The sequence below is a fragment of the Fusicatenibacter saccharivorans genome, assembly GCF_027667425.1.
GTDB lineage: Bacteria > Bacillota > Clostridia > Lachnospirales > Lachnospiraceae > Fusicatenibacter > Fusicatenibacter saccharivorans.
In genome coordinates, this window is the sequence record NZ_JAQEGR010000011.1 from 19,107 (window position 1) to 32,008 (window position 12,902).

Annotated in this window: 9 protein-coding genes; 2 read left to right on the plus strand and 7 right to left on the minus strand. The window is 46.0% G+C overall.

Features of this window, described 5'->3' with window-relative positions:
- Positions 1 to 52 precede the first annotated feature (52 nt).
- Both PGS38_RS11235 and ileS read right to left on the minus strand, forming a co-directional pair.
- Complete coding sequence (locus tag PGS38_RS11235; protein ID WP_118640502.1) at positions 53 to 2,515, minus strand: glycogen/starch/alpha-glucan phosphorylase; 2,463 nt, start codon at positions 2,513 to 2,515, stop codon at positions 53 to 55.
- A 107-nt stretch (positions 2,516 to 2,622) separates the two neighbouring features.
- On the minus strand, positions 2,623 to 5,742 hold the full coding sequence (gene ileS, locus PGS38_RS11240; protein ID WP_270476271.1) for an isoleucine--tRNA ligase: 3,120 nt from the start codon (positions 5,740 to 5,742) through the stop codon (positions 2,623 to 2,625).
- Positions 5,743 to 6,232: 490 nt separating this feature from the next.
- Here ileS and PGS38_RS11245 point away from each other — a divergent pair, with 490 nt between their 5' ends.
- Positions 6,233 to 7,831, plus strand: a complete 1,599-nt coding sequence (locus tag PGS38_RS11245; RefSeq protein ID WP_118640503.1) for an AAA family ATPase — start codon at positions 6,233 to 6,235, stop codon at positions 7,829 to 7,831.
- The gene (locus PGS38_RS11250) at positions 7,831 to 8,967 is read left to right on the plus strand and encodes a glycerate kinase family protein (protein WP_119188825.1); all 1,137 of its coding nucleotides are present in this window, start codon (positions 7,831 to 7,833) and stop codon (positions 8,965 to 8,967) included. The genes PGS38_RS11245 and PGS38_RS11250 overlap by 1 nt, the downstream gene beginning before the upstream one ends.
- A 107-nt stretch (positions 8,968 to 9,074) precedes the next feature.
- Here the strand turns inward: PGS38_RS11250 and PGS38_RS11255 are convergent, their stop codons facing one another.
- The 5 genes from PGS38_RS11255 to PGS38_RS11275 all read right to left on the minus strand — a co-directional run bounded on the left by PGS38_RS11255 (position 9,075) and on the right by PGS38_RS11275 (position 12,726).
- Complete coding sequence (locus tag PGS38_RS11255; RefSeq protein WP_243110786.1) at positions 9,075 to 9,335, minus strand: GNAT family N-acetyltransferase; 261 nt, start codon at positions 9,333 to 9,335, stop codon at positions 9,075 to 9,077.
- Between the two features lie 109 nt (positions 9,336 to 9,444).
- Complete coding sequence (locus PGS38_RS11260; RefSeq protein ID WP_119188827.1) at positions 9,445 to 10,209, minus strand: nucleoside phosphorylase; 765 nt, start codon at positions 10,207 to 10,209, stop codon at positions 9,445 to 9,447.
- Positions 10,210 to 10,295: 86 nt separating this feature from the next.
- A complete protein-coding gene (locus PGS38_RS11265) occupies positions 10,296 to 10,505 on the minus strand; it encodes a hypothetical protein (protein ID WP_330427051.1) in 210 nt (69 codons plus the stop codon).
- A gap of 113 nt (positions 10,506 to 10,618) precedes the next feature.
- A complete protein-coding gene (locus PGS38_RS11270; protein WP_119188828.1) occupies positions 10,619 to 11,101 on the minus strand; it encodes a prolyl-tRNA synthetase associated domain-containing protein in 483 nt (160 codons plus the stop codon).
- Positions 11,102 to 11,139: 38 nt separating this feature from the next.
- Entirely contained in the window at positions 11,140 to 12,726 is a 1,587-nt protein-coding gene (locus PGS38_RS11275) for an AAA family ATPase (RefSeq protein ID WP_119188829.1), read from the minus strand.
- Between the last annotated feature and the right edge of the window lie 176 nt (positions 12,727 to 12,902).

Sequence of the window (12,902 nt, forward strand, 5' to 3'; positions counted from 1 at the left end):
CGGTTTTTCCCGGAAAAGCAGGTGTCCCCTAACTACTTATATTTGATTCCGATTACTTTCTGACAGTAATCTTGTCCAGATGCCAGATATCATCTACATACTGCTGGATAGTACGGTCGGATGTGAATTTGCCGCTGTGTGCGGTATTCAGGATCGCGCTTCTTGCCCATGCAGAAGTATTTCTGTATTTATCCTCAACACGCTCCTGTGCTGCCGCATAGGACTTGAAGTCTGCCAGGGTAAAGTACATATCCGGGCGCGGAGCATTCTTCGGTGTGAGCAGGGAGTCATACAGATCACGGAACATCATGGTGTCGCCGTTTGAGTATCTTCCGCTGATCAGATCCATCACTACGTTGTGGATGTCCTGATCGTGGATGAAGTAGCTCATCGGATCGTAGGTGTAGTTGTTCTCATATTCGATAACCTGATCTGCGGAAAGTCCGAAGATGAAGGCGTTCTCTTTTCCAACTTCCTCAACGATCTCTACGTTTGCACCGTCCATGGTTCCAAGAGTCAGGGCACCGTTCAGCATGAACTTCATGTTACCGGTACCGGAAGCCTCTTTACTTGCGGTGGAAATCTGCTCGGAAACATCAGCAGCGGCAAAGATCAGCTCTGCGTTGCTGACACGATAATCCTCGATAAATACGACTTTGATCTTTCCTTTGATGGTCGGATCGTTGTTTACCACATCACCAACGGAATTGATCAGTTTGATGATCGCTTTTGCACGCTCATAACCTGCGGATGCTTTTGCTCCGAAGATGAAGGTTCTCGGGTAGAACGGCATATCCGGGTTCTTTTTCAGGCGGTCATACAGATACATGATGTGCAGAATGTTCATAAACTGACGTTTGTACTCATGCAGACGTTTTACCTGAACATCGAAAATGGAGTTCGGGTCTACATCGATACCGTTATGCTCTTTGATGTATTTTGCCAGGCGGACTTTATTTTTATATTTGATTTCCATAAATTCCTTCTGTGCCTGGGTGTCATCTGCCAGCTTAGCGATCTTTTCGATCTTCGGCAGATCGGTGATCCAGCCGTCTCCGGCGTACTCGGTTACCCAGTCAGCCAGGAGCGGGTTTCCGTGAAGCAGGAAACGACGCTGTGTGATACCATTCGTCTTATTGTTGAACTTCTCCGGAGTCATCTCGTAGAAGTCTTTTAAGGTCTGTTTTTTCAGAATCTCGGTATGAAGCTGTGCAACACCGTTGACAGAATAGCCGCCTACGATAGCCAGACGGGCCATATGAACCTGTCCGTCGTAGATGACTGCCATCTGGCGGACTTTCTCTTCATCACCCGGGTACTGCTCTCTTACCTGGATCAGGAAGCGGCGGTTGATCTCTTCTACGATCTGATAGATACGCGGAAGAAGTCTGGAGAACAGGTCAACCGGCCATTTTTCAAGTGCCTCTGCCATAATCGTATGGTTCGTGTATGCACAGGTCTTTGTCGTAATCTCCCATGCCTCATCCCAGCCAAGGCCTTCCACATCCATCAGAATTCGCATCAGCTCCGGAACAGCTACGGTCGGGTGGGTATCATTCAGCTGGAAGGTAACCTTCTCATACAGCTTCGTAATATCATCGTGCTGTTTTTTATATTTTGCAACTGCTCTCTGTACGCTTGCAGAAATAAAGAAATACTGCTGTTTCAGACGCAGCTCTTTTCCTTCGTAATGGTTATCGTTCGGATACAGAACCTCTACGATGGTCTTTGCAAGGTTTTCCTGCTCAACAGCTTTGTGGTAATCACCCTTGTCGAAGGAATCCAATGAGAAGTCCTGAATAGCCTCTGCATCCCAGATAGTCAGAGTATTTACAACGTCGTTGTCATATCCTACGATCGGCATGTCGTAAGGAATTGCATTGACAGACTGGTAATCCTTCTGCACAAAGTTTACGCGTCCGGTAGCCTCATCGTACTCCTGCGCCACATATCCGCCGAATTTTACCTCTTTTGCATACTCCGGACGTTTCAGCTCGAATGGATAGCCGTTTTTCAGCCAGTTATCCGGTACTTCTACCTGATAACCGTCGCGGATCTGCTGTTTGAACATACCGTACTTGTAACGGATACCGCAGCCGTACGCCGGATATCCAAGAGTAGCCAGAGAATCCAGAAAGCATGCTGCCAGACGGCCAAGACCGCCGTTTCCAAGAGCCGGATCTCTCTCCTGATCCTCCAGAAGGTTCAGGTTCAGTCCCATTTCCTCGAGAGCTTCCTGTACCTGTTTATATGCAGTCAGGTTGATCAGGTTATTTCCAAGTGCACGGCCCATCAGGAATTCCATGGACATATAGTACAGAATCTTCGGATCCTGTTCTTCCATTGCCTTCTGGGTTTTCAGCCAGTTATCAATAATAACATCTTTTACTGCATAGCAGACTGCCTGATAAATTTCCTGCTGGGAAGCATCTTCCAGGTTCTTTCTGTACAGCATTTTTACATTTTCTTTCACACTGTTCTTAAAAGTTTCTTTTTTGAACTCGGCGTTTAACATCTGCGTCCTCCTTAATAGCAGTCTGCGAGCGGAGAGCTTGTTTTTCTCCCCGCTCGCAGGCCAATTTCATATTAATGATCGTCGTGAAAACACATCCAAAAATAATCTTAGATACGTTCTACTGCCATGGTAACCTTTTCGGAGTTGATATTCCACTCCTTCTCATAGCCCTTTGTCTCTCCGGTCACGATATCTTCTGCCAGAACTTCAGATTTAATTTCATCACCATGGTTTTTCATGATGTCTACAATCTTATCGTTGTCTTTTGCGTATACACGGATCTTGTCCATAACCTCAAAGCCTGCCTCTTTACGCATAGTCTGGATTTTGCTTACCAGCTCACGTACGAAGCCTTCTTCGATCAGTTCCGGAGTCAGATTGGTATCCAGAACAACAGTGATTGTATGGTCGGATTCGGAAACATAGCCTTCCATCTGTGCCATGTCGATCAGCAAATCCTCCTCTAATAATACAATTTCCTGTCCATCGATGTCAAGTTTAAGTTCGCCGGTGCTCTTCAGCTCTGCCATTGCCTTGTTTCCATCGAGCTCGGACAGTACGGTTTTGATCTTGTTCAGGAGTTTTCCGTATTTTGGTCCTACGGTACGCATCTGCGGTTTGAAGCTGTAGCTGATGAAATCTGCGATGTCATCTTTGAATACAACTTCTTTGACATTCAGCTCGTCCTCGATGATCTCTTTGTAGAATTCGGAAAGCTGGAACTCGCTCTTCACATACATCGTTCCGATCGGCTGACGGTTCTTGATATTGGCGGTGTTTCTTGCGGCACGTCCCATAACGACGATCTCCAGCAGGTCGGCCATATCCTCTTCCATCTTCGGATCGATCCAGTTCTCATGTACCTCCGGGAAGTCACACAGGTGGATACTTTCCGGTGCACTTGCATCGATGCTCTTTACGAGGTTCTGATAGATGTCCTCGGTCATGAACGGAATCATCGGCGCTGCTGCTTTTGCAACAGTTACAAGTGCGGTGTACAGAGTCATATAAGCATTGATCTTATCCTGCTCCATGCCTTTTGCCCAGAAACGCTCACGGGAGCGGCGTACATACCAGTTACTCATATCATCCACGAAGGACTGCAGTGCTTTTGCTGCCTCCGGGATACGGTAATTTGCCAGGTTGTCGTCTACTGCTTTTACAGTGGATTCCAGACGGGACAGCAGCCATTTATCCATAACAGCCAGCTTGTCATACTCCAGACTGTATTTTGTTGCATCGAAGTTGTCGATGTTTGCATACAGAACAAAGAACGCGTAGGTGTTCCACAGGGTTCCCATGAACTTTCTCTGTCCTTCCACGACCGTCTTGCCTGCGAAACGGCTCGGCAGCCACGGAGCGCTGCTGGTGTAGAAGTACCAGCGGATCGCATCGGCACCGTAGGTCTGCAGTGCGTCAAACGGATCTACCGCATTTCCTTTGGATTTACTCATCTTCTGTCCGTTCTCATCCTGTACCAGACCAAGAACGATAACGTTTTCGTATGGTGCTTTGTTGAACAGCAGAGTGGAAATTGCAAGCAGGGAGTAGAACCATCCACGTGTCTGGTCTACAGCCTCGGAAATAAACTGTGCCGGGAACTGTTTCTCGAAGGTTTCTTTGTTCTCGAATGGATAGTGATGCTGTGCGAACGGCATGGATCCGGAATCGAACCAGCAGTCGATAACCTCCGGTACACGGTGCATCTCTTTACCGCATTTCGGGCACTTAATGGTCACTGCGTCGATGTACGGGCGGTGAAGCTCGATGTCATCCGGGCAGTTGTCGGCTTTTTCTTTCAGTTCTTCGATACTGCCGATGCAGTCCTGATGGCCACATTCACACTGCCATACCGGAAGCGGAGTTCCCCAGTAACGGTTTCTGGAAAGTCCCCAGTCCTGAACATTCTCCAGCCAGTCGCCGAAGCGTCCTTTTCCGATGCTCTCCGGAATCCAGTTGATGGTGTTGTTGTTGCGGATCAGATCCTCTTTTACTGCAGTCATGCGGATGAACCAGGTCTCACGTGCATAGTAGATCAGCGGAGTATCGCATCTCCAGCAGTGCGGGTAGCTGTGCTCAAACAGCGGTGCATCAAACAGAAGATCCTTGTCCTCGAGTGCCTGCAGAACCGCCATATCTGCTTTCTTGCAGAAGGTGCCCGCCCAAGGAGTTTCCTCGGTCATTTCACCTTTTTCGTTTACGAGCTGTACGAACGGAAGGTCGTATCTATGGCCGACTTTGGAGTCGTCCTCACCAAATGCAGGTGCGATATGAACAACACCGGTACCATCGGTCAGTGTTACGTAGGTATCGCAGACTACATAGTATGCTTTTTTGTTTCCGATTCTCTTCTCAGCGTACGGGAACAGCGGCTCGTACTCTTTGAACTCGAGATCTTTACCCTGATAATGCTCCAGGATTTCAGCGCCCTCACCGAGAACGGTGTCTACCAGAGCAGCTGCCATATAATAGGTATATCCTTTGCTTGTTACTTTTACATAATCCTCATCCGGGTTGACGCAGAGTGCAACGTTGGACGGAAGGGTCCACGGTGTGGTGGTCCATGCCAGGATGTAAGCGTCCTCGCCTTTTACTTTAAAGCGGACAACGGCTGAACGTTCTTTGACATCTTTGTATCCCTGCGCTACTTCGTGGGAAGAAAGCGGGGTACCGCAGCGCGGGCAGTAAGGAACGATTTTGTGTCCTTCGTACAGAAGACCTTTCTTCCAGATCTCTTTTAATGCCCACCACTCGGACTCGATGTAGTCGTTATGATACGTAACGTATGGGTTTTTCATATCAGCCCAGAAGCCAACGGTATGGGAGAAGTCTTCCCACATTCCCTCGTATTTCCATACGCTTTCTTTACACTGCTCAATAAATGGCTCTACGCCGTATTTTTCGATCTGGTCTTTTCCGTCCAGACCGAGCTTTTTCTCAACTTCCAGCTCTACCGGCAGTCCGTGGGTATCCCAGCCTGCTTTTCTCGGCACCTGATAACCCTTCATGGTACGGTATCTCGGGATCATATCCTTGATAACACGGGTCTCTACGTGGCCGATGTGCGGTTTTCCGTTTGCGGTCGGCGGTCCGTCATAGAACACGTAGGACGGATTTCCTTCACGCACTTTCATACTTTTTTCGAAGATCTGATTGTCTTCCCAGAACTTCTCAACCTGTTTTTCTCTCTCGACAAAGTTCATGTCGGTTGAAACTTTCTTGTACATGCTTGTACCTCCTGAAACTTAAGTTTCTCGTTTGATTTGCTCGCGTAAAATAAGAAAAAGCTCCCGCCCTGTAATAGGACGAAAGCTGTACTTATCGTAACCACCTGTTACATACTATCATATGCATTTCCTGTAACGGGGAACGGCCGGCAACTTCTTACCACTGCTCTCCGGTTTTCTATATTTTATGCGCCGGGTACGCAGATTCAGAACTGCAACTTGGAAGTGATGTTCACCTGCCGCTACTTGTACCGGACTCCCACCATCCCCGGCTCGCTTTCCACAGACCGTTCACGCGCAGACTACTGTCTTCGTCATCGTTTTTCATGCCTTATTATAACTAGGGGCTGTAAGCGTTGTCAAGAGTGGAAAGCACATTTTATCGGTTCTTTTCCGCAATTTTACGGGATTTTCGGGGGTGTGCGTTGCTATTTGGATGGGGGAATGGTAAAATCGGGGTATAATCAAAAAACGGAAGGGAAGTGAAATCATGGGAAGATTTGTGAATCCGGACAACAGTGCATTTCAGGTTGCTCTCAATTCCGAAATCTATGTGGACAAAACAGGACTTTTATCGTATACCAACAAAGTTCTGGACACCATGCAGGGCTATATCTGCAACAGCCGCCCGCGGCGGTTTGGAAAATCATTTGCTGCAAATATGCTGGCGGCCTATTACAGCAAGGGCTGTGATTCCAGAAAGATGTTTTCTGGCCTTGCGATCAGCCAGACGGCAGACTTTGAGAAGCATCTGAACCAGTACGATGTGATTCATCTGGACATCCAGTGGTTTCTTTCGAATGTCAGCGATCCGGAACAGATTGTGGCCTACATTACAGAATGTACACTGGCCGAGCTGCGTACCATCTATGCAGATCAGCTTCCGCCGGAAGTTTCCACCGTTCCCGACGCTCTGTCCCGGATCAAAGAGGCGACCGGACAGAAATTTGTGATTATTATTGATGAATGGGATGTCCTGATTCGTGATGAGGCCTCCAACCAGAAAATTCAGGATGATTACATTAATTTTCTTCGTGGAATGTTCAAAGGGACGGAACCGACGAAATATATCCAGCTTGCGTTTCTCACGGGTATTCTTCCGATCAAAAAATTGAAAACGCAGTCTGCCTTAAATAATTTTCATCAGTATTCCATGCTGAATCCAGGCCCGCTGGCTTCCTATATTGGATTCACAGAAGATGAAGTTTCCGCTCTCTGTCAGAAATACGGACAAAATTTTGAGGAAGTCAGACGATGGTACGACGGCTATCTGCTTGGAAATTACCATGTATACAATCCAAACGCGGTAACAAGTCTGCTTCTGGATGGGACATTCCAAAGCTATTGGTCGGAGACGAGCACATACGACTCGATGGTTCCTTTTATCAATATGGATTTTGACGGATTGAAAACAGCAATTCTGGAGATGCTCTCCGGCGCCGCAGTTCCTGTCATGGTTACCTCTTTTAAAAATGACATGGTCAGCTTTGTAAATAAAGATGATGTTCTGACGCTGCTGATTCATTTGGGCTATCTTGCCTACAATCAGCAGACACAGATGGCATATATTCCCAACGAAGAAATCCGCCGGGAGTTTCTGACTGCGGTGACTTCCAATCATTGGAATGAACTTTTCGCTTTCCAGCAGGAATCTGCGGATCTTTTAGATGCTACGCTCGATATGGATGAAAATGCTGTCGCTGCCGGAATTGAAAAGGTCCATGAGGAATATACTTCCGTGATTCAGTATCATAATGAAAATTCGCTCAGTTGTGTCCTCACGATTGCTTATTTAAGTACGATGCAATATTACTTCAAACCCACTCGTGAACTTCCGACCGGGCGCGGTTTTTCCGATTTTGTCTTTCTGCCAAAGCCGGAATACCGATACGATTTTCCGGCGCTTGTAGTAGAACTGAAATGGAACAAGAATGCGAAAACGGCACTGGATCAGATTAAAAGACAGCATTACCCGGCTTCCATTGCATCTTATACAGGGGATATTCTGCTGGTTGGTGTTAATTATGATAAGAAGACGAAGGTGCATGAGTGTCGGATTGAAAAATATTTGAAATCAGGAGAAAAATGATGAAAGTTGTGATTGCAATTGATTCTTTTAAAGGAAGCCTTTCCTCTCTGCAGGCTGGAACAGCGGCCGCCACCGGGATTTATCGTGTCGATCCGAAGGTGGAGACGGTTGTGCGCCCGCTTGCCGATGGCGGTGAAGGTACCGTTCAGGCACTGACCGAAGGTCTTGGCGGACGGCTTGTCTCCGTTTCGGTGACCGGTCCTGCCGGAAAGCAGGTTATCTGCCCGTATGGCATCATCGACCGGACGCAGACCGCCATTATCGAGATGTCGGGGGCTGCCGGTATTACGCAGGTACACGGCGATGAGAAAAATCCGCTGTACACCACAACGTACGGTGTCGGTGAGGTTATCTGCGATGCCATCCGCAATGGCTGCCACCGCTTTATCATTGGAATCGGCGGAAGTGCCACAAATGACGGCGGTATTGGTATGCTACAGGCACTCGGTTTCGGACTGCTCGATGCAGAAGGAAAACAGGTTCCTTTTGGTGCTGTCGGACTGGAATCTCTTACCGCGATTACGACAGATCACGTTCTGCCGGAACTTTCGGAATGCACCTTCCGTATTGCCTGCGATGTAACGAATCCGCTCTGCGGTTCCAACGGCTGCAGCGCCGTTTTCGGACCGCAGAAGGGCGCGGATGCTGTCATGATCAAACGTATGGACACATCGCTTGCCTCCTACGCCGCACTCTGCCGGAAAACATTCCCGAACGTTGACGCGGAATTTCCCGGAACGGGTGCTGCGGGCGGACTTGGATTTGCTTTTCAGACGTTTCTTTCTGCTTCACTGGAACCCGGCATTCAGATCATACTGGATGAAACCCGACTTCGTGATGATGTGAGAGACGCTGATCTTGTCATCACCGGTGAGGGACAGCTCGATGGGCAAACCGTGATGGGAAAAGCGCCGATCGGAGTTGCAAAACTGTCAAAAGAATACGGCAAACCTGTCCTTGCATTCTCAGGCTGTGTTACAAAAGATGCATCCACATGCAACGCCGCCGGAATTGATGCCTTTTTCCCTATTATGCGGAGCGTCGTTTCACTCGAAGAAGCTATGGATGTGAAAAATGCGGCAGAAAATATGGCCGATACGGTAGAACAAGCTTTTCGGCTATTTTTGCTTCAGTAAAGCGGATATTCGCAATCCGCTTCGCTACTTGCTTGAGTCGGTTAAAATACAAGACCGTTTTCTCCTGCTTTAATTTTTGCAGGAAGGACAGAAAGCACGCCGCGCTCTCATCGTCTTAATTCCAGCAGATATTCTGTCGTTCCTGCTTCCAGCTGTTTCGTTCCTGTCCACTGAAATCCGTGGCGGTTGTAAAACGCAATGGCACGCGTGTTTTTCTCCAATGCCCATAGATGGTCTGCGTCAAACTTTTCAATTACAAAGGTAATCAGCGCGTGGCCAACCCCGTTGTTCTGCAGACATGGATCTACGTATAGTTTACAGATTTCGGTTCCGTTGATTTCTGTAAAACCTCTTATAATCGGACTCACTATGTGTTACTACATACAAATCCGACATCTCGACCCATCTTCATACAGAACATTTCGTATTATGCAATCCTGCCCATTTTTCAAAATTATGTTTTCTTTATATTTCATTTTACCGTCCCTCTATCCTCATGTTTTTTGCTATCTGCAGCGCCAGAAACAGCTTGTCCAGATCGTGGTTAGCGGCAGATAATCCATCCGTTTCATAGTTTCCTTCGATCAGCACATCTCCCGCAACAAGAAAATCATACAGTTCAAATCCATAAAAATCACTGATCGCCTGAACGCCTGCGAGTTCCATTTCCACGGCAATGCATCCTTCTTCTTTTCGTTTTCTTACAAGATTTACCGTTTCCCGAAGCATACTGTCTGTCGTCCATACGCGCCCCTGAACGTATGGCAGTTTCCTTTCTTTGAAAAATTCCGCCAGTTTGTCCGTGTTTTTTATTTTTATGTAGTCCTGCGGTTCTGCAAAATAATAGGACAGTCCTTCTCCCCGGTATGCCTCCGTTGGGAGAATAAACTTTCCATCGGTTGCTTCTTTGTCCAGACTGCCGCACGAGCCAAACATGATAAAGACGGATGCTCCTGTTAAATGATTGACTTCGGCAATCGTTCCTGCTGCAAGAGCGGAACCAATTGGTGTCAGGTAGAAAGCAATCGTTTCTTCCTCATATGGCAGAGTCCAAACCGGTATATTTCCATTGCATGCTCTTACTTCTGCAATCTGTCGGCATGGGAATTTTTCAAGCATGTATTCATATATTACTTTTGAAAAAATTATCATACATTTTTTTACCAGATGCTGCTTCTCCCCATAAAAATTCTCCAGCTTTACAATCGGCTCGCTGTTGATATCATAAGAATCAATAATCATTCTTTCTCCTCCATAAATTTTAATTGTCTTTATCAAAAAGTCCCATATCCGCCGCCCTTACTGCGCAGACATGAGACTTCCGTTTTTTATTTTTGCATTGCTTCAATAACACATTCATGTTTCTTCGTTTTTTTATTATAATTGATACCGGCAAGCATTCGAACCACAGAATCTTTCAGGCCATCCATATCCATTTGAATATAAATTTTTAAGGCCTCATACGTTTCCGTCTGGTTCCAATAGGTTCCGAATTTGTGGCGCAGCATGGCTTCTACCACAGATTTCGGGCTATACATGGAATAAATTTCGTCTCCAGTCTGCCGATGCGTAATCAACTGATAACCATCGTACCACGTTTTTTTTGTTTGTGAACTTTTCTTTTTTCAGACTTTTCAGCAATACCTTTCGATTATATACATGCGTATTCCACAGTATTTCCATGCTTCTGAATTATTTTCATTAAATCATCAGCCTGCATCCAAACGGTTGCTATATTATCATTTGGATGAACACCAATTTTATTTCCGACAAATTCCACGTCCATGAAGACTTGAACTCTGTGTTCGGCATCGTTTAGAATACCAAGCGGCGTAACGGCACCTGGTATCAGTTTCATAATATCAAATAATTCCTCCGCAGCTGCAAAAGAAAGTGCACGCAGACCACGTTGCCTGCGAAACGCTTTCAAATCTACTCGCTTGTTCCCTTTCATCGTTATCAAATAATAATTACGTTTTTTATCGTCGCGAACAAATAAATTTTTAGCGCCCCACTCTGGATATGGCAAATCAACAGCATCTGCTTCTTCCATATTGAAAACTGCCTTATGTTCCGTAATTTCATACGCTATATTTTGCCTTTTTAAATAATGATATATCTCTATCTTATCCATACTCTTTTATCTCTGTAAACTGAAATTGAAATATGCCCTTATTTTTCATACTTTTCAATCCGGCATTCATGTTCTTTTGTTTTTTCATTGTAGTTAATTCCCACCAGCAAAAGCTCCCCTGCATAGCATGCAACAGACTCCGGATATTTTCTGTCTCTGATCTGATCTAATGCTGCTCTGACGCTTTTGTCCCATTTCAGTTCCACAACAAGCGCCGGGTAATAATTCTGAAACTCCGGCTTTGGAATAAACACAAAGTCTGCAAATCCACGACCCGCGGGAAATTCGCGGATTGGTTTGAAATAGTATTGCATGGAACTCAAATAGGCAATGGACAGAACACTGCTGAGTGAGTTTTCATTGTTATACTGAATCACAGAAGTATATTTCCTGTGAATTTTTTCAATTTCTTTTGCTACTGCGTTTCCATTCATCTGAATTGTATCTTTCAGAAGCTGCTCTGATTCTTTTTGAAATACAATCAACTCATTCCATTTTTTCCTTTTCGTTGCCAGAATCAATTCCTGACGGATTTCCTCATTCGGAATAAAAGCAGTTCTAAATGTCCGGTCATAGGCCAGATATCCAAGGTGAATCAGATACGTCAGCACATCGTCTTTATTGGCGAAGCTAACGGTATCGTTCTGAAAAGAGGTAACATCAACCGGAACATGATCTCCTGAAAGCATTTCGATTACGGCACTTTTCAGGCCATCAAAATCCATATTGATCAGCGGAACAATCGCCTCATAGGATGCGGTTCCGGACCAGTAGCTCTGGAATTCGCCTTCGAGCATCAGGTTCACAACGTCATTTGGATTGTATACATGATATTTCCCAATCTGATAACCGTCGTACCATCGTTTGACTTCTTCAAACTTCTGACCATATACTTCACATAGTTTTTGAACTTCTGTTTCTGTAAAACCTACATATGGTGCAATCGGCCCGGCATGCAGCATCGAATAATCTTTGAAATTGTTCAGTGCCGACTGTGTCTTTTCTTTTTTTACAGGCAAAATACCTGTCAGATATGCCAGTTGAATATATTTTGTCGGCTCCGTCCCTTTGAACATCGCCCGCAGAAAATTGATATATTCTTCCTGTGTTTTGAGATCCGCCGCCTCGTCACGAATCAGAACATCCCATTCGTCTATAATCACAATAAATTTTGTCCCGGATGCCGCGTTGATCCGCGACAGCGCCTCCGGCAGTGACCGGATTTCTTCTGGAAGTATATGGGGATAATATTCTTTTAACTCCGAAATCGTTTTTTCTGAGATATAAGAAACAATCCGCTCCGGTCCGCCTGCCGGTTCCATACACCATTGGATATCCCAGTGGAGCACATCATACTGATTCAGATGTTTTTCAAAATCCTTTGCCCTGCTGATTTCCAGCCCGGAAAACATTTCTTTCGAACTGCAGCCCTTGCTGTAATACGCGGTGAGCATATTTGCCGTAATTGATTTTCCAAACCGCCGCGGGCGGCTGTTGCAGATATATCCCTGCAGAGTGTTCATGACTTTATTCGTATAAGTCAGCAGTCCTGTTTTATCAACATAAATCTCAGAATTTAATGCAACCGCAAATGCTTCATTTCCCGGATTCAGATAACTTCCCATGCAAATCCCTCCCGTCAACATTTTATATGACTCATTATACTTGATCCCTCTGACTATCACAAGGACAGGATTTTCCCACGCAGCTTCCGGTTTTTCACTTTCGTCCTCCTGTGAGAATCCCATACAATTCCGGTCTTCTGTTTTTCAGTCCGCATTTTTCCCGCTTTCTGCATTTC